Below are 22,617 nucleotides of genomic sequence, written 5' to 3' on the forward strand. Positions count from 1 at the left end.
TGTCCGTCGTCAGAACATTTGGCACAGGTCGCGGCGTAAATTAGCGGAGTGCGGGCCTCGTCTGTTGTTGGGTTTTAGGCGGCGAGCTTACGGTGTTGCAAGCGCCGATGTTCAATGGTCTGTCGCTTGATCCTTTCGCGTTGTTTGATGATGGCTGGTGCCCTGCCGAAGTAGGCGTCTGCGGGCGTCACGTTGTTTAGGCTCTCGTGGTATCGGCGGTGGTTGTAGTGCTCGACGAAGGTCTCGATCTGGGCCTCAAGGTCGCCGGGCAGGAAGTAGTTCTCGAGCAGGATGCGGTTTTTAAGGGTCTGGTGCCAGCGCTCGATCTTGCCCTGGGTCTGGGGGTGCATCGGGGCGCCGCGCACGTGGCTCATCTTGTTGGCCTCGATGTATTCAGCCAGTTCGCCCGCGATGTAGCTGGGACCATTGTCGCTGAGCAGCCGGGGCTTGTGCAACACCGTGGCGCTGTCGCATCCGGATGCGACCAACGCTACATCCAGCGTGTCGGTCACATCCTCGGCCCGCATGTTGGTGCACAACTTCCAGGCGATGATGTAGCGCGAGAAGTCGTCGAGCACGGTGGAGAGATACATCCAGCCCCACCCGATGATCTTGAAGTAGGTAAAATCGGTCTGCCACATCTCGTTCGGCCGGGTCGTCTTGGTATGGAACGCATCAGCCGCTTTCACCACGACGTATGCCGGGCTGGTGATCAGATCGTGGGCCTTGAGCAGGCGGTAAACCGTAGCTTCGGACACAAAGTATTGGCGCTCATCGGTAAATCGCACCGCCAGTTCGCGCGGTGACAGCTCGGACTGCTCCAGCGCCATTTCGACGATCTGGTCCTGCACCTCGGGCGCGATCCGGTTCCACACCCGGCCTGGAGCCGATGGCCGATCCGCCAACGCCTCCGGGCCGCCTGCGAGGTAGCGGTCATACCAGCGGTAGAACGTCCGCCGGGCGATGCCGAGTTGGTCCAGCGTTCGCTTGGCAGGCAGGTGGGACTGCTCGACGATCCTGATGATCTCGAGCTTCTCGGATGCGGGATACCTCATTCTTCGTCGCCCCCATCCGCGATCATGCTTTTTTTGAGCAAACGGTTTTCCAGCGTCAGGTCGGCCACGCATTCCTTCAGGGCGCGGGCTTCGCGGCGCAGATCCTGCACCTCGCCAGTGGTCGCGGCACGGGCGGTATCACCGGCCAACCGGCGCTTACCTGCTTCCATAAACTCCTTCGACCAAGTGTAATACAGGCTCTGGGCGATGCCTTCCTTGCGGCACAGCTCTGCGATGCTGTCCTCACCACGCAGGCCGTCCAGCACGATGCGGATCTTTTCTTCGGCAGAGAAATGGCGCCGGGTTGCTCGGCGGATATCCTTGACCACCCGCTCAGCTGGGGCCTTCTTGGGAGGGGATTTTTTCACGGAGGGTTGGGTCTTCATCTTCGTTCCTTCGTCACTACGACGAAGCCCCAACCCTCCTTAAATCACAACCTCAAATCTGTGCCATTGGTGCTGACGGGGGACACGTCGTGTTTCGGGGCTTCCCGAACAATTCGGCCAAGCACTTCATCGCCGGGATGAGCAAGGTCATCAGCAATGACGACCAGTTCGCCTCGATCGGCGTCGATCCGCGTCTGTTTCGTGCTTTCGGTATCCAGGCGGTCCCGACCTATGTGGCGGTCTCGAGCGACTTCATGCCATGCGACGGCCTGAATTGCACCACCACCCCGCCGCCCTTCGACGCCATGAGCGGTAACGTCACCGTGCGCTATGCGCTCGAGACCTTCTCCGACGATAATGGCCCGGGCGCGCTGGTTGCGCGCACTGCGTTGGCCAATATGGCGCGCGCGCGGTGAGGGTAGGGCTCGCCTCGACCCTGGCAGGTGCCGCGTGTCTCGCACTAACCATGCCGTTAGCCGCTTTGGCCCAATCGGCGCAGCCTGCCCCCAGCGGCGGTTTTTACGATTTCGATGACTACACCTATTTTCCGCCAGCGCAGCCGCAACGCAATCCACTTGAACCGATACTCCCTGTGCTGCCCGACGATCCGATCACGACGATCGATCCTCTGCCTGCGCCGACCCCCGCGCCGTCGCCCGTTCCGAATCCCACCCCCAGCCCCACCCCCGCGCCATCACCGTTCAGCCCGCCGCCCTCGGGCGGAGGGGGAGGGGGGACAGTCCCGGTTGCTCCCTATGTTCCTGGAGGCCCGCTTACTTTTCCCAAGGGCGACATCAACGCGGCCAAGGCCGACGGCAAGGCGTTCGGCACCGGCGCTCGTTCCGACAATCGGCAGATTACGACCTCGACCAGTCTCACGGGGACGATCCCCGGATACACAGGCCAGAGGCTTCCCGAAGAGGCGCTTGGCGATGATCCGGATCGGCTGACGTCGCAGGGGGCCGCGGGAGCGCTGGGCAGTGATCCATGGCGTCTTGTGACCAACCCTGATCGGACAGTCGTCACGCTTGACCGGGACGGCCTGTTGCGTGCGCGGGCGGTCGAGGAAGACCCTGACGCCTATCTGGCAGGTTCGAGCCTTGGCGCTGCGAATGCGCAGTGTCAGCCGCTGCCGCCCTCCGGTGCGGGCACCGAGTATTACGAGGCTACCTGCGAGCAGGGTGCGAAGCCAATCGATGAGGCTCGTACGTGCCGTGTCCCGCTGGTCGTTCAGGCCGATGGTTCGCAGTATTGGGAGTACAGCTGCTATTCCGATGAGCCCCAGCCCGGCCATGCCGGCGTCTGTTGGAACATCGCGAGTGCGCTTCAGGGCGGCGGCTGCACCCTCATCGACCGCGAGAGGATCGGATTTTCCTGCCTGCAATGGGTCTATCCTGAAAGGGGAGGTCGCCCTTGGTGCGCCGAGCCCGGTGGCCCCAATTTTCGCGAGGTTTGGTCTTGCCCCGCGCAGCTCCCCGGGGTGCGCGGTGGGTTCCTTCGCAACACCACCCGGATTGTCAGCGAGACCCGTGATGAGGCGATGTGTCAGGCGGCGACCGATGGTCTGACCTGCACCCAGTCAGGCGAGGTCTGCACCGGACAGCCTGAGACCCGGACCATCAACGGACTTGCTGTCACGCGGTCGTGCTGGGAGTGGGAGCGCACCTATCAGTGTTCGGGGACGACGCAGGCGTCGGACTGTGGAGACATTGTGGGCAACCCGCAATGCACTTTCCTGCGGGAGGAGTGCCTTGACGATCCTCAGGAGGGAGCCTGTCAGGTTGCCACGCGGGTTTATCGTTGCCCGATCCCGGGCGGCGGCACCACCGATCCGGCGCAGTATATCTGCGGCGACGACGTCTACTGCATCGACGGCGAGTGTGAGCCTATCGAGCGCGAGGCCTCGACCGAATTCAAGGATGCGCTCGTTGGCCTCCACACGCTCGGACAGGCCAATGCCGAGTTCAACGAGGCCGACTTCACCCTGTTTTCGGGCTCGCGTGAGACCTGCTCGAAGAAGGTGTTTGGACTGTCGAACTGCTGTTCGGGGAAGGGCGTCCCCCTGCTGACACCCTTTCTTTGCAATGCCGCCGAGCGTGAGCTCGACAAGAAGGACGACAAGGGTCTGTGTCACAGGGTCGGATCTTATTGTTCGAGCCGTGTGCTGGGCGTCTGCACGACGCGAAGGGATGCCTATTGCTGCTTTGAATCCAAATTGAGCCGCATCCTGCAGCAGCAGGGTCGTACCCAGATTGGTAAGCCGTGGGGCGCGCCGAAGAGCGAGACCTGCAAGGGCTTCACCCTCGAAGAGTTCTCCCGGCTCGACCTGGCGGTGATGGATTTCACCGAGGTCTACGCCGACTTTCTCGACGCTGCGAAGGTCCCAGATGAATTGGACACGTCCCGGCAAATCCAGCAACGCATAGAGGACTATTTGCAGCAAAATGGACGGCCATAATGGAAACCGTAACCCCGCTCTCCAGCGGACGTGCGTTGCCCGACCTCAGTGTGGTCGAGTTCGCGATCATGATTGCTTTGATGCGCCTCGGCCCGCAGCCAGCGCCTGTATTGCTGCCGACCCTATCGGATTGGTTCGGCTTTGCAATTTCGCTCGGCCACATCCGCCCTTCTCTTCGCAGGCTCGAGCATCAGGGTTACCTGACGACGCTGGAGGACGGGACGCTGCGTCCTCGCCGGGCAGCGTCCGAGCCTGTGGCGCTCTCGTTTACCGCGCTGATCCGAATCGTCGGAAGCGAGTTCGGCCGTGCGCTGAAGAAGGTCGATCCGCCGCTTCTGGCGCATCTCGCGAAGAAATCCGTGGAGGACGAGGCGGTCGAAGCCGAGGAGGCCCTGCGCAAGCGGCAGGGCAAGCCGAACCTCACGGACGTGCAGCGCGAGGGCATTCGCGAGCACGCCCGGCACGAGGCGCGGGTTACCCGCGAGGCTTCCCGCAAGGTCAAGCCTGGGGCCGGGACGGTCGGCCGCAAGAGCGCTGGCAAGGGCAAGGGCAAGGGCAAGGGCAAGGGGCAGGAGGCCCCGAGCGACAGCAGCAAGGAATAGGGCTATGAAACGGATATTGGGCGGTGTGCTGAGCGCGGCGATCCTCAGCACGGCAATCGCGCCTTCCTTCGTGATGGCGCAGGTGAGCGACGAGGGCGACGACGGTCTCATCCGGGTTCAGCAAGGCGATGATTTCTATTGCCGCGAGCGCAACCTGGGCCAGTGGTTCTACTGCGAGAAGCCCAAGCCCGATCCTGACAGTCCTCCCCAGAACCAGCCCAACTTCCCGGCCGCCGCCCGGCTCAAGGCGATCAGCGAAAAGCTCGACGAGCTTAAGGCGAGGGCGATCCTCGAGCCCACCACGCAGAACGTGCAGGCCTATATCTCCTTCCAGCGCGAGCAGCTCGACCGGGCTTCGGACTTTGCCGACGTCTGGCGCCGCGCGATCTGGCAGAACCCCGAGCTCGACTACACGCTCGAGCGGCCCATCAATGCGCTCGGCAAGAAGACTTGGACGACGCAGCGCACTGCGCAGCGCGACGCTGCGTTGGCGGCTATCAGCCAGCGCTACGGCGTCTTCTATTTCTACTCCTCCGGCTGCGCGGCCTGCGAGGTGTTCTCGCCCATCATGAGGGGCGTCTCCGACCGGTTCGGCATGACCGTCATGGCGGTCTCGATCGATGGCGGCCCGAACGCTGCATTCCCCAACTACCTGATCGATACGGGTCAATTCGAGGCGATGGGGATGGCGGGCAAGCAGGTGCCGGCGCTCGTGCTTTTCGACACCGTGACCAAGCAGCCGATGCCGATCGGTTACGGGGTCATGGCCGCCGATGATGTTATGGACCGGATCTTCACCCTCACCAACACCGAGCCGGGGAGTGACTTCTGATGAGCCGTTCTGAACAATCCTTCTGGCGCCGCGGCTTTCGCATCGCCGGATGTTCGCTCGCTTGCCTTGCTGCTTTGAGCATGTCGGCGTCGCCCGCTCTTGCCAATGTCGAGGGCGCGATGAATTCGTACTTCAACTCGGCAGGGGCAGCGGCCAATGGCACCGGGCCCTCGGCTTTCGACGGGCAGGCGGCCGGTTATTACTCAGGCGGCAGCCTTTGGACCCGCTTTCCGACCAAGCAGATCAATCCGGTGAATCTTCAACTGCCCCGCGCGAGCGGCGGCTGCGGCGGGATCGATCTGTTCGGTGGCTCCTTCAGCTTCATCAACACCGACGAGATCGTCGCGACCCTGAAGGCGACGGCCAACAATGCGATCGGCTTCGCGTTCCAGCTCGCCATCGACTCCATCTCCGCTCAGATCGGCGGGGTGATGAAGGACATGTCCCACAAGATCCAGCAGATGAACGAGTTCAACATGAACTCCTGCCAGTTTGCCCAGGAAGCGGTCGGAGCGCTCTGGCCCAAGATGGATGGTGCGAGCCAGACGATATGCCAGAACCTCGGTCGCAGCTCCGGTCTCTTCTCCGATGAGGCCAAGGCCCGGCACGAATGTCAGAATCAGAGTGCGCGCAACGCCGCGACCGACGGAAGCACCGATCCTCAGGCCGAGATCGCCAAGAGCAAGAACTATACGTGGAAGGCATTGATGAGCAATTCGGCGACGAGGCCGGACGAGGATTACGCCGAATGGCTGATGACGATGGTAGGCACGATCATCTACAATAAGCCGCAGAGCGATAGCGTCCCGGGGACGTTCCGCTTCATTGCACCAGCGAGCTGGGACACCTACACCGCGCTTCTCGACGGCACGTCAGTTGCGCCCGCTCAGATTTATCGTTGCAGCGATGGAAGCGGTCCCGACCAATGTCTCAACCCGCAGCCAAGGCCACTGAATGTCGGCCCCAATACGGCCTACAAGGCGCGAGTGAAGGCGATGATGCAAAGCATCGCTGGGAAGATCCGCAACAACACATCCTTGTCGAACGACGAGGTCAATCTCCTCGGCCTGTCCTCGATCCCGATCTACAAGATTCTGGTCGTCAACGCTGCGTCACAATTCGGCCTCGGCGCAGGCGAACTCGACTCGCTCGCCGAGATCGTCGCGGTCGAGGTCCTGCTCGGCAATATCGATCGCATGCTCGATGACATCGCCCGTTCGCAGATCGGCTTCGATGCGCCCGAGCAGAAGAACTTCGATGATTGGCGCCGTCAGGTGCAGGATGTGCGCATCAACCTGAACGCCAAGCGGGTCGAAATGTCGGGCAAGCTGAGCGACACCTATCAGATCATCCAGCGCACGCAGCTTCTGGAGGCGTCGCTGAAAAACACCATGAGTCCGCAGATATCGGCATCCCTGCGGTTCGGTCGCGGCCTTTCGGCGCAAGGCATCAGGTAGACCCTTTGGCGGGTGTGAGGGAAGGGTAGGGCGATGCTTGAGGTCTTTACGGTCGGCGGCGGCGAGTACATCGTCAACGTCCTCAATGCCGTCGCCGCATGGTCTGGCGGGGGGGGCTTCCGCTCCATGATCCAGGTCGTGTTCGTGATGGGCCTGATCTACTCGCTGCTGGTGCTCGCCTTCAATTTCGACTGGCGGGCATGGCTGAACTGGTTCCTGCAAGCGACCGCCATCTACATGATGTTGCTGGTGCCGACCGTGACCATCAAGGTCACCGATCGCATCGACCCGGGCCTTGCTCCTGCTACGGTCGCCAATGTGCCCTTGGGGTTAGGTGTTATGGCATCTTTCACCAGTCAGTTCGGGGACTGGATGACGCGCACCGCAGAAACCGTATTTGTCATGCCCGACGCGCTTAAGATGACCAACAATGGCATCATCTATGGTGCCCGCCTGCTCGAGAAGGCGCAGACATTCCAGATCACGGATCCCATTTTCCGCGCCAATCTCGACGAGCAATTTAAGCAATGCGTCTTCTATGACGTGCTGCTCGGCTTTAAGCCGATGGAAACGCTCACGACCAGCAACAATCTTTGGCGCGATATCGGGCCGGGTAGTCCGGCGCGTGCCCAGAAATTCCTTGCTCGAAGCGGGACGACAGTGACGTCGTCGATCATTCGGTGCGACGCAGCCTATGCAGCGCTTGACGCACAGTGGACTGCTGAAATCGATTCCGATCTGCCTCTGTTCGCGAAGGGTGCCTACCCCGATCTGCTCGACACCATTGCCGCGCAGCGCCTGAGAACGGACCTCGGCATCGTCGCTGGAAGCCTGCACGGGACATCGACCGATCCCTACGCCTACCTTCAGCAGGTCTCGGTCATGGACGCCTTCATGGCAGCGCGCGAGAGCTTCTCCGATGCGGGCTGGGATGCCTATGCCGCCCAGCGCGCCGACGCGCAGGCACGCAACACCTACACCTCGATCGCGCAGCAAGCGATGACCTGGGTGCCGCTCCTCGGCATTGTTCTTCACGTCGTTTTCTACGCGATGTTCCCGGTGATCTTCCCGCTCTTTCTCTTCCCGCGCACCGGCGTCACGACATTGCGCGGCTATGGGATGGGGTTCTTCTATCTCGCGAGCTGGGGGCCGCTCTATGTGGTCCTCCATATGTTCGTGATGAACCGTGCCGCCAGCGCCTACGCGGCCGTCTCGCCCAATGGGCCGACGCTGCTCGTCAGCAATGGCATCACGAACGTGAATAATGACATCGCCACGATTGCCGGCTTCATGATGATGAGCGTGCCTTTCATCGCAGCAGGTATGGCGCGCGGCGCGATGGCGATCGCAGGCCAGGCGACATCGCTGCTCGGTCCGGCACAGGCTGCGGGGCAGGCTGCAGCCGCCGAGCGCACGCTCGGGAACTATGCTCTCGGCAACACCTCTTTCCAGAACCTTAGTGCGAACAACAGCAGCCTCAACAAGCACGATGACACGTTCAGAGTTGCTTCCGGCTTTGGGACGAGCTCCTTTACCGGCAGCAATGGCGTGATCACCAATGGCTTTGCGGATGGGTCGTCCGCCTTTGATGCCCGCCCGGCGATTTCGAGCTTCGCGACCACGCCGACGCGGACGAGCAGCTTCGAGCAACGGATCAACCAGACGTATTCGGAGGGGCAGTCGAACGTAGATCGGCTGAGCCGGGAGGCATCCGAAAGCTGGTCGGCTGTCGCAAGCAGAGGCACCGACCTGATGAAGACGGCTGAGCGCCGTGCCTCGAGCGGAACCGAAAATGGGTCTGGCATCGCCAGTAGCATCAGCCGGATGAACACAGTTAGCGACAATCTCGCCTCCAAGCTGTCGACCACCTTCGGGTTTTCAGAGGCTGAGAGCCGTGAGATTGCCAACTCATCTAACGTAACAGGGAGCGCGGATGCAGGCATCCATGCCGCTGGTACCTTGTGGCAAGACAAAGAAAATGGACATGCGCTTACTACGAAGGGGGATATCAGCGCAAAAATTGCGAGCATCGTCCAAGAGACAACTGGCCGTCGTGTTACAGCCGATCAGGCTTACAACGAAGTGCGGGACTTCGTCAGAAGCGAGATCAATTCCGAGGAAGCTCGTTCAGCGCGAGACAGTTTCAGCCGAGACACGAGTTCGATCACCAATTCTACCGGGGAATCGCTCACAGAGCGCCTCGGGGCGAGCATCAGTCATGCCAATGAGGTCTCGGCCCGCTCTAGCAGGGCCGAGGAAGCTTTCGAACGCTTCAGCAAGGACAACTCGATCTCTGCCGGGTCGGGGTACAGTGTGTCTGGCAATGACTCGCAGGAGTTCGCCAATTTCGCGACGGAGCGCCTGCTTTCCGACAGCACTCTGCGGCAATTCGGTCCTGTGCCCCAAATTCTTCATCCGCGAACGCCCGAGCAAGCTCAGGTTCGCGATGTGCTTCTCGGGGAGTTCGTCACCAAGAAGCATGACGAACTCAACCAGTTGCGGCGAGAGATGGGCCTCGATACCCCCGGACCGCCGGGGCAAACCCTCGCTCCACCGCCACTGACTACCTCGGGTCAGGTGCAGAGCTTCGGTGAGCGGAATCGAGCAGCAGTTCGCGGGGAAGCGCCTGACGTGAGTGTCCGCGGAGACTCGGCGGACGCTGGTCTCGTGGGTGAGGTCGAGGGACGTATCACCAGCGGTGCTCAGCGCATCGAAGCCGGGCGTAATGTTCTCGCTAACGAGAACTCGGCCGCACAAGGACGAGCAGCGGATCTCGCAACCTCAATATCTGATCGGGAGGACGGCGGCGTTTTGGGCAACATTCCCTATGTTTCTCCCTTGGTTGAAGGGACCTGGAATGGCGCAGGAAACGTCATTGGCTGGGCTGCCGACAAGATTGGTCTTGGGGGTGGCAAGAGCAGTGTTGCTCCTCTTGAGCCCGGTGAACGTGCGATTTTCCCTGTCAGCGGTCGCATCACGTCTGACATGGGCATGCGCAACCATCCCATCACCGGAAAGGCAGCGATGCATCAGGGCATCGATATCGCAGCGAGCGAGGGCACTCCTATCTACGCACGTGCATCGGGTGAGGTCATACGATCGGGCCACACGCCAGCGCGCGGAAACTTCGTCGAGCTGCGGCATGACGATGGATCGGAAACCCGCTATTTTCATATGCAGAGCCGACCATCTCTCACGAGGGGGGATACCGTCAGCCCGGGAGACACCCTTGGCAATGTCGGCAGCACGGGGCGCGTTACAGGTCCGCACCTTCATTATGAAGTATGGAAGGATGGAAAGGCGCTGGATCCGCGCCGCTACTCAGTCAAGGATCGGGAGTGATCAGGAAGGAGTCCAGGTTCCAACAAGAATGAACCACCCTAACAGAGCTGCGAGCACGGCGATCCGCCTCCAGCCCGTCATGACACCAGCGGGGACGATGGAATCGCGAGAAGATTTGTTCAGCTGCTCTTGCCCATAAGGTGTTGAAGGGTCGAGCGGGTTCTGGGGATTCATATAATATCCTGAACTAGAGCTCTTCAGGACATCCTTGTCGTCATACATCGTCCGATCCTTTCCCCACTACAATACGACAGGCGTAAGGATCGGACAAGCGTTCTAAATTTGTTCCCTTCCCCTTCCGGGCAACCTTCATTGCGGAATGGAACCATGCAGAGGCGGTAACTGAAACCCATGCTCCTCGCGCGCATGCTTCACGCCGGGAAGGGCGGTGATCTTAGGAAAAAGCCGCATCGGCCTGCGCCCGCCAAGCACACCGGTTCTCTTCATCACCCGCTCGACATCAATGCCCAGTGTTTCGAGCTTCAGCGCAACACTGCTGATCGCGTTGCGGTCGTGAACCGTCACGATAAAGCTAGCAGCTGGCGTCCGATCATGCGCGTCTTGTTCTCTTTTTCGCGCCTACATCCTACCAGAATTCCTTGTCGCCGCGGTGGGCGCGCCAAGCATTGTCCCATTTTTCTCCGATCGAGCCATCGACCGGTCGGTGACCAACTGGATGATCTGCCATGACATCATCGATATGGGGCTTGTCCTTTATCGAAGCGAAGGCCCCGATACCATGCTTCTTTAGGTAGGCGACATAGGCATGCTCATGTTCGGTCTTGGGTTCAGCTTTGCCCCAGGCGACGTCTTGAAACTGGCGCTGGGCTGCGGATTTGGGACGGCGGCGCTTCAGCCTCAGATCTTCGTAAAACTCGAAGTGGTCTCGAAGGAGCCTTTGGACTTGCCATTCGTCAAGCTTCATAGCTGACCATCACCGCTTAGATGCCTACGCCTCTCATTCTAACTTGATTGACGGCCGAGTGCCAGATTTTCAGGGCCTTGCGAACGGCGCTGCTCGAGAGCGCGCGGCCCCATTCCGCCGCCGCTAACTTTGCCATTATGTCCGTCACGTGCGGGTAGCGGTCGAAGGAGTGGCGCCTATGGCGAGGGATTGGAGGCGGGAGGTGGGTAGAGCCGCAAGCAAGCCCAAAAAGCCAAGCAGCCGGTCTACTTCAAGTAAGGCTCCTGCTAGTCGTTGCTTGTGGCCGGCCACTGACATAGGTCCTATCGATCCTCCCGATCCAATCGAACCGCTTTTTCGACGAAACCCTGCGGGTCTTGCACGAAATGCGCGGCGTCAGATTGGAGAACCGTCCTGACGACAGCTTCCCTGCTTGGCTGAATGATCGCACCCTCCGGCGTTGCAAAGACGCAGTCGAAATGACGCGCGACGTCGCAGACCCCGCCGATCAATGGCAGAGAGATATCTGCCACGTCGAAGCGGACCTGGATTTCTTCGATGAATTCGTCATCGAAGCTCACCTGAATGTCGTCGCTCGGCTCGTCACCCCATACCCGGAGACCGGTGTAGGATCGCGGTTTCTCGGGTAGCAACATGTCGAGTTTCGCGAACAGCACATCCGCCTCTGCGGTGGGGAGGGCCAGAACAACGTCATCGAGCTGCGCGCGGCTCATCCGTGCAGCTTTGACCCCTGCGATACTCGCCGCAGAGGCAGGGATCAGGTTGATGACGAACTGCCAGACGGCCATCGCTCGAACATAGCGCCAATGCAGGGTCCGACAATGGGCTCGTTTGCTGAGCGTCTGACTCGCTTTGGCCAAGTCTGCGCCGCCGCCTAGGAGCGCAGAGCGGGGCATGACGAGCTCGCGCGGCTGTTACGGTTCGCCTCCCTCGATTGGTTTTAGGCTGTTCCCAATGGGGGGGTTCCAGTTGTCTGAGGGTTCTGAGACTGCGCAAAATGACGCTTCGCCGCGCGCGCCTCAGTGCCGGGCCACAGGCCTCTATGGTCGCATTCTGGGACTTACCGGTCGTTCCCAGCTCGCCATTCGACCGACATCGTTCGCCGAAAGTGGACGTTCCTGGCTTACGAGGGAGCGACCGCCTCTGGCCGAAGAGGAACGGCAGGCTTGGTGGTGATGCCGGGAAAGCTGCCGTTCGTTGAGCTGCTTCTAAGTTCCCGGATGATCCAGAGCTGGCCACTCAGCTGCATGAAGCCCCCCAGAATTGAACCTCTGATTATGCGGGTGGATCGTCAATCCGCATTGCGTAGACATTGCGTATCGCCAATCTCCTGCTCGTTCACCGGACGGCCGCCTGATCCTCAAACCGCAATCGCCACGCGTCGCTCACCCTCGGCGATCTTGAAGCCCACGTAGTCGTCCACGCCCGGCGGCCCTGCAGGCGCATCGCGGTGTTCGACCCTGGCGATTGCGTCCAAGAGCATCCCCGCGATGCGGTCGGCATCACCGCACCACCAAGTCTCTAGCCGCGCGGCAAGCTCGCGGTGGTAGTCGGACGCGTCTTCGACGTCGATCAGCAGCAACGGCGCGAGTTCAGCCAAGGCCCGGTCGGCCGATGCAAATATGCAGCGCGCCATTGCGTAGCTCCCGGGTTGGGCGCGCCTGGTCAGCTCGCTGAGGTAAGTTACATCCCACGCCGCATTGCGCACTCCAGCCATGGCCCGATCGCGGTTCGCCGAGCGAAACCCTTTGACCAAACCGGCGCGGGGCGCCCGGGGTGAAAGGAACTTCGTGCAGAAGATCGCCGCCGGTCCAGCGAGGATGAATTCGTCCACCATCCAGTCTAACAGCCTGCCGAACCTCTCCACGGGCGAAAGCGTGCCATCGAGTTCCAACGCCGTCGCCGCTAGCATAACCGCGTAATTGCATCGCCAGCGGTGCGGCGGTTGGGAAAGCGGCAGATCCTCCGGGGGGTTGGGCGCTAGGTGGGGCAGCCGGTTGGATCGGCCAACCGCGAGCTCGATCCAGTAGGTCGCACGCGCGCCGGTGTCGGCTACGCGGAACCAGCGCAACTCCTCGTTCGCGACCTCGTCACCCATTACCTGGGCGAGCTCCTGGAAGGCGAGCCCGGGTTCGATATCGATGTTCATCGCCTGACAGAACGCCATCAGGTCGAGCGCCAGCCGGGTGGGCGGATCCTCCCGGCCAATACAGCCGTCACGGGCTATCCTCGCCATCCGCGTGACGACGTTGCGATCCGGGAGAAGAACCGTCGGTAGCCGCTCGATCCGGTCCGCGTAGAGCATCGCATGCACGGTAAGCAGACCGGCCGCCGGCGGAACGAACCCGGGCGTAAGCGCACCTGAAGCCATCAAACGCGAGCCAATCGCCTCCACGTCCTCGAGGGGGAATCGGGGGTCCAGACCGAAGAGGACGGTGGCGTCATGCTCGAGCATCACATGGCCCCTGGATCACGAGAGCACGCATTCCGAATGAAGCTCGGCGCCAACCACAGACTTCGCGATCTGGACCAAGTGCGGATGGTGCGTGAAGAACAGCACCTGTGTGGTCCGCGCGACCTCGGCGAGGACACGGAATCCTGCCTCAGCGCGCCGGTCGTCGAAGTTCACGAAGAGGTCGTCCGCTAGGAACGGCAGGCCGACCCCTGACGCGACAGACTGCTCGAGCGCGGCCAGCCGCAGCGCGAGGAAAAGCTGGTCGGTGGTGCCCTCGCTCATCGCGTCAACCTCGACCATAGTCCGCATGTCGTCGCGCATACCCAGAAGTCGCGGGCTGGGAGCGTCGGTGTCTACCTTCAGCGTAGCGTAACGCCCGGTGGTGAGCGTCGAGAAAAGCTCACCCGCCCGCAGGAGCAACGGATCCTGATGCCGCTCGCGATACTTCTCGATTGCCCACTTAAGCGTCACGGCCTGAGTCCGCTTCAGAATGTAGTCCTCCGCTAGCGCATCCAGCTCGGAACGGGCCTGCTCGGCGTCGGCAGCTGCGCCTACTGCGGAGGTCCCATCCGTATCAAGGGCGGCGAAAGTCGCCCGCGCATCGCCATGCGCGGTAGCAGCTTCGTCGACCGCGGCGTTAAGCTCTTCGAGCCGGGAGCCAAGTGACTCCAGTTGCGCAGTAACCTGGTCAGGATCGGCCGCGCCGACGGTCGCCAGCAGCTCGTCAAGTCTGAGCCCGTCGCCTGACTCCAAGATTGCGCGCTCAGTCGCGACGATCTCATCGGCCAACCCGCGCTTGGCCCGTGACCGCTCGATCGCAGCGCCGAGCGCGACCCTGTCCGCCGATCCCGTCTCGGCGAGCAGCGGCGCTAGTGCCTCCTCGGTTGCTTTAAGCTTGGCCTGCGCCTCCTGAAGCTCGCCATGGCGGCGCTTGTCCTCGTCGTCCAAGGATCCGATCAACGTCGCGGCGCTTCGCGCGGCCGCGAGCCGGTCGCGCAGTGAGCGCAGGCGTTCGTGGACCTCGCCCGCCGGGACGCCGATCGCATCGGCAAGCTGCCCCACCGCCGCCGCGTGCTCGCGCGTGTCCCGACCGATGCCCTCGATGCGCCGCCGCAGCGACGCCTCAGACGCCGTCGCCTCACGCAACTCGTCGAGCAGGTCGAGGACCGCGGAACAGGCCGACACGTCGATGTCCAGACCGGCCTCATTCAACGCTGCGCGCCACGCATCGCCGTTCGCATCAAGCGCGTCCTCGGCCAACCTCTGCCTGCGATCGAGCGCCGCCGTCTCGACGTCGAGCTGGTCGAGTTCGGCTTGTGCCAGGAGCCGCTTGCGCGCGACGTCCTCGAATTCCGCGCGGCGCCTCTCCGCCTTGGCGAGCACCGGTGCGATTGGACCGCCTACGTCCGCGACGCCGAGCGCAGCACTCATCGCCGCCCGAGCGGCGTCGCGTTTGGCTTCGGACAGCTCGACTTCCGCTAACAGATTTCGCACCTCGGCGTGTGCCGCCTCAGCGACGTCGCGGTCCGCCTGCCAAGAGTGGAATCTGCCGGGCTCGAGTGCCGGTAGGCCCACATCGGCGAGCCGTCGCTTCCAGCTGGCGACCGTCTCCTCGTGACAAGTCCTCGCTGATTGCGCACGAGTTTCCGCCTGCCTACGAGTAAGGTCATGCGACGCCCGCGTCTGTTCGAGAAGCGAGAGCTTGCCCGAGGCATCTGCGCTGGCGAACCGCGCATCGGCGCGGTCGTCTGCTGCCGCTACGCCCGACTCGTATATCGCAATGGCCTCAGCGGGTGCCTGCAAGGCCGCGCCATTCAGCAAATGCTCGCGCAGCGGTCGCCAGAGACGGTCTCGCTCGGTCCGTACTTCAGCCATGTCCTCGGGCGACACCGCGGTGCCGGTCGCCAGTTGAGAGATTTCCAACGCGGCGGCAGCCGACTGGTCCGAAGCCCGCTGCGCTGCCTCCTCCTCCCGGCGAACCTCAGCCACCAGCGCCGCCAGTGCGTCGCGCGCTTCGTGAACCTCGCTGTCGTCAACCCTTGGGAGGCAGGTCAACGCGTCTCCGTCGCCCGTCCAGGGTGCGAGTCGCGCGAGGGCGGCGTCGGCCCGGCGCACTACAACGTCCAGCTTGACCCGCAACGCATCGCAGCGTGCGTCGGCATCGGCTCCGAGCGCACGCGCGTGATCTACGGCGGAGGTCAGCGCATCGACCGCGTCGCCGACGATTGTCGCGGCGAGCGCCGCCGCAGCACGGCCGCGCCGCTCCTCGACGCGCTGCCGGTCGTCCTCGACCTGACGCATGGCCAGGCGCTGCTCGCTGTCCACGCGAGCGAGTTCGCGCAGCAGCGCCGCCAGCTCGCGTTGAAGCGTCGCGCCGGCGTTCCGGCCGGCCTCGGCGCGAAGCCGACGGACCGTCGCTGCGGCATCTGCATGCTCAGCCTCTAGGCCAACGAGGTCGCGCTTCGCTTTTACCTCGGAACCCGCATCAGCGACGAGGCGATCGATTTCATCGGCGACGCCCAGTACCTGTGGGTCGGTAAAAACCGCAGCGCGTCGGTCGGCGATGTCGCCCCGAAGGCCCTCAGCGGCCGATATCGCCCGCACTGCCTCCTCGGCCTCGCGCACTAGTTCCTCCGCAGCCGTTTCGCGCTGTCGGCCCATGTCGACGATACCGTCATATCCTGCGAGCGCTATGGTCTGTTCCTCGCGCCGCCGAATGAGCGGCGCGAGGCGTCGAACCCGCTCAGCGGCCCGGGATTCCGCCTGCACCGCGTCACGATCGCGGCGCGCGGCCTCGAGCGCCTCGCGGGTCCGCTCGGTGGCGGCCCGCGCGTCCGACCACGCTTTCGGCTTCAATGCGTCGTCCCGAACCAACCGCGTGGCTTCTGCGAGCTGACGCTGGGCCACTGTGAACGTGCGGCTCCCGCGGTTAGTCGGCCCCCATATAGCGTCGGCCTCTGTCTCTAGGCGCCGCAATTCGTCGGATACGCCGGTGAGCCCGGAGCCAGCGGCGAAGAGCGTCCGCCCAACGTCGTTCTTCGCCTCAACCATCGCCTTTCCTCCGGAGCGGAGTGCCTCCTGATCGAGACTGAAGGATAGGCCGAATGTATCCCGGGTTTGGCCACGCAGCATCGCAGCGAGTGGACCCTCGTCGATCGGGATGTCGTCGGCCCCGAGCAGTGTGCCGCTGGTACCTTTCTTTCGGCGGCAGGCAAGCGTCGTGGCGCCATCCTCCAGGACCGCGCCGACGCGGAGCAGGGAATAGTCGAAGAGGAAGTTGTACGGCGAGCGGACGGGGAACCCGAACAGCAAGTCGGAGACGGCCGCCAGCGACGTCGTCTTGCCCGCCTCGTTCTCGCCATAGATGACGTGGAGATCGGGAATGCCTGCGCGAAAGTTCAGTTCGCAGTCCTCAAAGCGCCCATAGCGCTCGAGCGATAGGCGGGAGAGGCGCATAGTTAGCCCTCCGCCGTGAGGCGCGACCGCAACGCAGTCGAAGCGGTGCGGAGGACGCCCGACCAGTCGCCGCGGGCGGCGGCGAGTCGAAGTCCGCCCTCATCGGGATCGCCGAGGGATGTGCTGGCCGCTAGCATGAAGCGCTCGAGGTCGCGGCTCAGCTCATCGATGAGGTCCGGGTCGTTCGCCGCCTCCTCAATCATTTCGCCTATGTCGTCACCGACGACGAGGCCCGTGCGCGCCGGCTCGGTAACTTCGACCCGGACTTTCTCTACGAACAGGGCGGGCGATATCGAAGAGGCGATCGCGCGGACATCGTCGCGCAGCGTCGCGGCCCTATCATGGAGCGCGCCCGCCTCGACCGTCTCGCCGCACAGCGTCACGCGCGCGATTAACGGCCGACCCGACGCGTTTGCGCCGTCAAGCCCCACGAGTGCAGAGCGCAGCAGATCCCCGACCTCATCCATTCGCGCTCCGGCGCAGTTCACGTCGAGACGAACCCATCGGATAACGTCGAGCTCGATCCGCTCGATAGAGGCAACCTCGCCGTCGTCAACAGCAACAAGGACCGCGCCCTTGGCTCCAGTCTCTCTGATAGTTCGCCCCTGCACGTTGCCCGGAAAAATTACGTGAGGCTCGGTGCTGACCACCTCGAACTCGTGGACGTGGCCGAGTGCCCAATAATCATAGCCCCGAGATTTTAAATCCTCGAAGCTACATGGCGCATAGCCGGCATGCCCCGGCCGACCGGCCAACGCTGTGTGAAGCATACCGATGTTGAACACGTGCGGCTCGGCCGGCGGGTAGGCCAGTACAAGGTTTTCAGTGACCGCCGGCGTCGAAAAGCTCTGGCCATGGACGACGACGGAAAGTTCGGGAAGGCGATGAGTCTCGGGCCGCCGCGATCCGAACAGCCGGACGTTCGGCGGCCAGGGAACCGTGCGGGAGATGACGGAGGCCGCGTCATGATTGCCGGCCAGCAGAAACGCTGGAATACCGGCTTGGTCAAGGCGGCCCATCGCTTTCGCGAAGTAGAGACCGGTCCCCATGTCGCGCCAGTCGCCATCGAACAGGTCTCCGGCAATAACCATGAAGTCAACATCCTCGTCGATCGCGCACTGCACCAGGTTGTCAAATGCAGCGCGAGTCGCTGAGCGGATCTCGTCGACCGGCAGGCCCTCGTATCTCGACAAACCGTGCAAGGGGCTGTCGAGATGGATGTCAGCGGCGTGCAGAAACTTAAAGCTCGTCAAGCTCATTCCCCTTTTGACGAATAGGCGCCTCACTTTCGGATCCCCGCCAATAATGGGATGAATGTGAGCGCAGTTCACCACCACTTACAACACTGCGAACGGATCGGGCCCCACTGGACGGTCGGTGGTCGTATGAAGTCAATCAGACCGCGCTCGGGTCAGCCGGCAAGGCGATCACGTTCTCCTCACCAAAAAGCTCACTGGCCTTCGCTAGCGCTGCCGCGCTGAGCACCTGCGTGAACAGAAGAGCCAGCCTCCTCTTCGGACGCGAACATGCCACGTAGAACAGGTTGCGGTTGCTCTCAAAGAAGGCGACCCTGTCTTCGGGAGGCCCGGGATCCATCCATTCCAGCATCTGAGCGAAGTTATACTTGTTCCAGCCGCGGCCGACGATGACGAGGACGTTCTCGAACTCGGCACCCTTGACGCCATGCTTCGTCGCGAACGGCGTGTGGCCGTCTATGAAGGCGTCCACGGCGATGAGCTCCGCATAGGGCACCTCGCGGAGCTTTCGCAACTGGGTCACCCGGCGCGGCTCGTCTTCAACAGGATCCGCTCCCACGGCGGCAAGCCGATCCTCGCGGTCCACGACCGCCTCGGGAACGCGCATGTGCGCCTGCGCCCTAATGAAGTCGATTACCTGCCCAATCGTGCCCGTCTGCCTAAGCTCGATGAGTTCCTGGAAGGACTGGGACCAAGCCACCTTGTCCTGATGACGGCGGATGCTGGGCCGACCGGCGTCGAGACATCCGAACATCTCGCCGTAGCGCTGCGCTTGGAAGGCGGCGCACGCGGGCTCCACGTGATCCGCGAGGAACTTGATGTGCGGATCGTCCTTCTTCAGCCACGCGTCGTTGAACTGACCGTAGATTTGCTGGATCGTTGGATAGCCCTGCTCCCGTGCGAGGACGCTGTGGCTGAGCATCAGGATCTTCGTCCGCTTGACTGAAAAATCCCAACCTTCGCCGATTAGCCTGGCCTTGAGATGGTTGAAGTAGGCGCGGGCCGCCTCGGCGCTCGTATCTCCGGTCCAGTGCCCGCCTCCCTGGCCTGTGCGGCGCTGCCCCGGCCAAGCGTTGGTATGGAAGAGCCGCGCCTCGCCGGGCACGTCGGCGTCGCTGGGAATCTGCGGAAGCGCAGGCCTCATGCGGTTGAGCATCGAGACGATTGGTCCGGCCGAACGGAAGTTGGCGTTCTTGTCTATTACCTCAAGCGCGGCGTGCTCAACCGCCCCGCATCCCTCGCCGTATATCTTCTGCCAGTGATCGCCGAAGAGGCCCACAACAGGGCCGGTGCCTGTGTCGAGGAAGTACTGCTTCAAGGCGTCCACGAAGCCGGCGTCAGTGTCCTGATACTCATCGATCAGCATAATCGGATAGCGCGCAGTCATCACGGCCCGAAATTTGGGCCGTGCGAGGAGCGCGGTCATGAGCGTGAGCACGTCCTCGTGCCGCAACGACACTTCCGTTTCGGTCACACGGGGATAGCCGAGTTCATAATGGATGGTACGGGCACCGATATCGGCGACCTCCGCCTCGGCGAGCCGATCGGTCCAGCCCCCGAGCGTCGGCACCAGCGCACGGATCTCTGGCTGGAAGTCCTGCAGCAGGGACCAGCAGAAACCGTGGATCGTTTCTGGTCGTACCGCAGGATGCGCCTGGACGCGGGACGTGATCTCGTCCTTCGCGACGTTCGTGAAAGTAATGCAACCGATCTGCTGCCGGTTACGCAGGAGCTCGGTCCCGCGTAGGGCGAGAAGCCTGCGGAGTGCCTTCTCGAGCGAGTAGGTCTTGCCCGCACCGGCGCCGGCCTCGAGACGGAAGCTGCGACCATCGTCGAAGCAATTGAAGACGCGCTCCAACGCAACGCGGCCGGCGGCGTCGGCTGGGCTCTCCCCATCAGCCATGGGCGGGCTGTCCGTCGCCGGCAACTTCCACCCCGATCACCTCGGCGACCAGTTCCTCTGCCACCGCCTCTGGCGGTAGAACCGGAGCGGGGTTGCCTTCGGCGAGCCACCGCAGACCTTCGGCGATGTATCTGGGAGTCCTCCAAGCAGTGCTCTCGATCGCGTGCTCTAGGGCAAAGCTAGACTTCTTCTGTTCGGCCGCATGCCCATAGGCGAGATCCGCCCGATCCCCCTCGCCAAGTTCGAACAGCTCTGGGTTGGCGAGGATAAACGCGTCCTCGAAACTGCGGGCGGAGGGTCCGCCATCCTCCTCAGGGATTTGATAGGCAAGGCGCTTGCCAGCGCTGATCTTCTCATCCGCCGTCTTCGCCAGAAGTTGCGCTGGGGACACGTCGGGCGAGAACCACTCCTTGATGCACGCGTTGCTGGTGAAAGTCCCCTGCGCCACGGGGACCGCCACGCGCTTGTTACTGGCATTGGGAGCCACTGAGTCGATGTCGGTGATTATAAGCGTGCGCAACTCGAGGAAGTTGAGAAGGTCGTAGAACCGGTGCGCGTACGCACCGCCGACCTCCATCACGGTCAGGTACTGGCTGCTGAGCTGCGGCTGCCCGGCCGCTGCCTCGTCAGTCTTGCGGATCATGGAGGGAAGCAGGAGCCGCTCCGACGTGCCCTCAATTAGGATCGCCTTGTCTGCGAAGAACAGGTCACATCGTGAGAGCGTGAGATACTGATGAAGGAATTCGCGAACCGCAGGCTCGGCGCCCGCCATGCCCTGACGCAGATCCTTCACGACCGAACGGCGCATGCCCTCGCCGTCGGGAATGGAGAGGAAGTAGCGGAGGCTCTCGAAACGCGCCTCGTTCGCCATGTGCGGGGAATGTGTCGTCACAACGAACTGCACCGGCCAAGGCCGATCAGCGTTCAGCTGCGCCACGAACGCGGCCGCGACACGCTCGAGCTGCCGGATGAAGACCTCCTGCATCTGCGGATGAAGGTGCGCCTCTGGCTCCTCTATGAAGATGAGGTGGACACCGGCCGATGTTGGTGTCGCCTGATACTCCCGGAAGAAGCGCAGTAGCTGAAGAAGCATATAGACGAGGTTCCTCGTCCCCAGCCCGTTGTAGGTCTCAGGCAACGTCATGCCGTTGACGCCCCGATACCTAACCCTCGTGTGGTCCTTGAGGAGCTTGTTCACGTCGAAGCTCGTCTCGGTCACGAGCCCAGGATCTGAAAGACCGGGGTATCCAAACAGATCGAACGTGGGCAGCAGCGAGGTCAGCCCAGAATTGAAGCTGTTGTGGACGTCGCCCTGAATGGCTTCCACCACGTCCTTAAGTTGCTCCGCGGTCGTCCGCCTCTCGGGGTTGATGTCGTCCGTCAAAGCCGACTGAAACAGGACCTCGACAACTTTGCCGAGGACGTCGCGTTCGCGGATGGTGTCATCGTCGAGACCACGCTGCGCGTTAATGAAGCCGCCTCCGATCAGCGTCGTGAGCAACTTGGTCTCAAGCAACTTGCGGTTGGTGGCGTCGTTGGGATCGACGGCTTCAAGCGTCCCCGCATAGGCGGACGGGAGCCGTTGGCTCAGGTTCCGAAAGAAGCGGGAGCGGTCGTCTGCAGCGTCTTCGAGCGGTATCAGGTGGTCGGTGAAGAAGGCCTCGGGCGCTGTCGCTTTCGGGCCGAAACAAAACTCCAGGCGGGCCTCGTGACAGTCCTCGTTTAGGTCGATGATGCAGTTGCCCAGCGGTCCGAGATCCGGCGCATCCGTGTCGTATCCGATGTCGAGAACCAATCGGATCGATGGCAGCTGCCCTAGGACATCGGCGGCCTGCGGGTCGGCGCGGTAGGCCTGCAGCGCCTGCCAGAAACTCTCGTGGCACCCTAGAGAGAAGTCCTCGAGCCGAAACGCCAGATTGCCGCCGGATAGGAGCCGCCGGAACAGCTCCGCTATCGAAGTCTTCCCGCTGTTGTTCCGCCCGACGATGAGCGTTGTACGTTGCTCAAACCCAACTTCGACATCCCGCAAAAGACGGAAATTCTCAATTCTGGCCCGCACTATCTGCATTTTAATCGCCCCTAGCGAAGAGCTTTAGCTGACGAATGGCTTCATGTCGCCGGACGAAAGCGCCGGTTTCAATGCACCGGCGTGGCCATCGCATGCGCTCGCGAGTTGCGACAGCCTTAGAGACCTCGGCGGGGAAATCACCACGGGGTCGTTCATCCGGCCGCTGTCCGTATTCAAGGCTGAGGCACTGTCTTGAAATTGATAATCGATCCCGATTGTTAGCGTGAGTTGGAAGAAGACGCCATTCCGAATTCCACCCAATTGCAGTCATCAGCGGGGTCAAGGCTCGATGCCGAAAGCCGAGTGGCGGCTTCCGCCGGAAGCAGACGTTGTTTCCTCTGATCGGGAACGACTGGGTCTGGGTCGGCAGCTGCCTCTGGGAAATGTGCCCTCAAGCTGTAGGTTCAGCACATGTGACCCGC

Annotated in this window: 16 protein-coding genes; 6 read left to right on the plus strand and 10 right to left on the minus strand. The window is 62.5% G+C overall.

Annotated features, from left to right (window positions below):
• Positions 1-74 precede the first annotated feature (74 nt).
• Positions 75-1,441 (minus strand): IS3 family transposase gene (locus BZF57_RS17620; RefSeq protein ID WP_120222458.1). Its coding sequence is split into 2 segments (ribosomal slippage): positions 75-1,090 and positions 1,090-1,441, totalling 1,368 coding nucleotides; the frame shifts between segments, so codons are not numbered across the junction.
• A gap of 65 nt (positions 1,442-1,506) precedes the next feature.
• On the opposite strand from BZF57_RS17620, the gene BZF57_RS17625 reads away from it, so the two are divergent.
• The 6 genes from BZF57_RS17625 to BZF57_RS17650 are packed head-to-tail and all read left to right on the plus strand — an operon-like array spanning position 1,507 to position 10,132.
• Positions 1,507-1,857 (plus strand): type-F conjugative transfer system pilin assembly protein TrbC, encoded by a 351-nt coding sequence (locus BZF57_RS17625; RefSeq protein WP_420810223.1) that lies wholly within the window; start codon positions 1,507-1,509, stop codon positions 1,855-1,857.
• A gap of 50 nt (positions 1,858-1,907) precedes the next feature.
• Entirely contained in the window at positions 1,908-3,899 is a 1,992-nt protein-coding gene (locus BZF57_RS21550; protein ID WP_086740541.1) for a conjugal transfer protein TraN, read from the plus strand.
• Positions 3,900-3,949: 50 nt separating this feature from the next.
• Entirely contained in the window at positions 3,950-4,501 is a 552-nt protein-coding gene (locus tag BZF57_RS17635; RefSeq protein WP_162291043.1) for a hypothetical protein, read from the plus strand.
• Between the two features lie 4 nt (positions 4,502-4,505).
• The gene (gene traF, locus BZF57_RS17640) at positions 4,506-5,333 is read left to right on the plus strand and encodes a conjugal transfer protein TraF (RefSeq protein WP_086740477.1); all 828 of its coding nucleotides are present in this window, start codon (positions 4,506-4,508) and stop codon (positions 5,331-5,333) included.
• Positions 5,333-6,790 (plus strand): conjugal transfer protein TraH, encoded by a 1,458-nt coding sequence (locus BZF57_RS17645; protein ID WP_240506036.1) that lies wholly within the window; start codon positions 5,333-5,335, stop codon positions 6,788-6,790. The genes traF and BZF57_RS17645 overlap by 1 nt, the downstream gene beginning before the upstream one ends.
• A 33-nt stretch (positions 6,791-6,823) precedes the next feature.
• Complete coding sequence (locus tag BZF57_RS17650) at positions 6,824-10,132, plus strand: conjugal transfer protein TraG N-terminal domain-containing protein (protein WP_086740482.1); 3,309 nt, start codon at positions 6,824-6,826, stop codon at positions 10,130-10,132.
• Here the strand turns inward: BZF57_RS17650 and BZF57_RS20930 are convergent, their stop codons facing one another.
• From BZF57_RS20930 to BZF57_RS17690, 9 genes are all read right to left on the minus strand, one after another.
• Positions 10,133-10,354 (minus strand): hypothetical protein, encoded by a 222-nt coding sequence (locus BZF57_RS20930; RefSeq protein ID WP_143738557.1) that lies wholly within the window; start codon positions 10,352-10,354, stop codon positions 10,133-10,135. It lies immediately after the preceding gene.
• Between the two features lie 87 nt (positions 10,355-10,441).
• Positions 10,442-10,657: a hypothetical protein gene (locus BZF57_RS17655; RefSeq protein ID WP_086740484.1), complete on the minus strand. Its 216-nt coding sequence runs from the start codon at positions 10,655-10,657 to the stop codon at positions 10,442-10,444.
• A gap of 61 nt (positions 10,658-10,718) precedes the next feature.
• Positions 10,719-11,057 (minus strand): hypothetical protein, encoded by a 339-nt coding sequence (locus tag BZF57_RS17660; protein WP_086740487.1) that lies wholly within the window; start codon positions 11,055-11,057, stop codon positions 10,719-10,721.
• A 302-nt stretch (positions 11,058-11,359) separates the two neighbouring features.
• Positions 11,360-11,845, minus strand: coding sequence for a hypothetical protein (locus BZF57_RS17665; protein ID WP_086740489.1), 486 nt, complete (start codon positions 11,843-11,845; stop codon positions 11,360-11,362).
• A gap of 572 nt (positions 11,846-12,417) precedes the next feature.
• Positions 12,418-13,512, minus strand: a complete 1,095-nt coding sequence (locus tag BZF57_RS17670) for a hypothetical protein (RefSeq protein ID WP_086740491.1) — start codon at positions 13,510-13,512, stop codon at positions 12,418-12,420.
• 15 nt (positions 13,513-13,527) lie between these two features.
• Complete coding sequence (locus BZF57_RS17675; RefSeq protein ID WP_086740493.1) at positions 13,528-16,968, minus strand: ATP-binding protein; 3,441 nt, start codon at positions 16,966-16,968, stop codon at positions 13,528-13,530.
• A gap of 2 nt (positions 16,969-16,970) precedes the next feature.
• Positions 16,971-18,221 carry a metallophosphoesterase family protein gene (locus tag BZF57_RS17680; protein ID WP_206073295.1) on the minus strand — a complete coding sequence of 417 codons (1,251 nt, stop codon included), beginning with the start codon at positions 18,219-18,221 and terminating at the stop codon, positions 16,971-16,973.
• Between the two features lie 142 nt (positions 18,222-18,363).
• Positions 18,364-20,127, minus strand: coding sequence for a UvrD-helicase domain-containing protein (locus BZF57_RS17685; protein WP_086740545.1), 1,764 nt, complete (start codon positions 20,125-20,127; stop codon positions 18,364-18,366).
• Positions 20,120-22,195 carry an ATP-dependent nuclease gene (locus tag BZF57_RS17690; RefSeq protein WP_086740496.1) on the minus strand — a complete coding sequence of 692 codons (2,076 nt, stop codon included), beginning with the start codon at positions 22,193-22,195 and terminating at the stop codon, positions 20,120-20,122. Before BZF57_RS17690 ends, BZF57_RS17685 begins: the two co-directional genes overlap by 8 nt.
• Positions 22,196-22,617 lie beyond the last annotated feature (422 nt).

The sequence above is a fragment of the Erythrobacter colymbi genome (assembly GCF_002155685.1).
Taxonomy (GTDB): Bacteria; Pseudomonadota; Alphaproteobacteria; order Sphingomonadales; family Sphingomonadaceae; genus Erythrobacter; species Erythrobacter colymbi.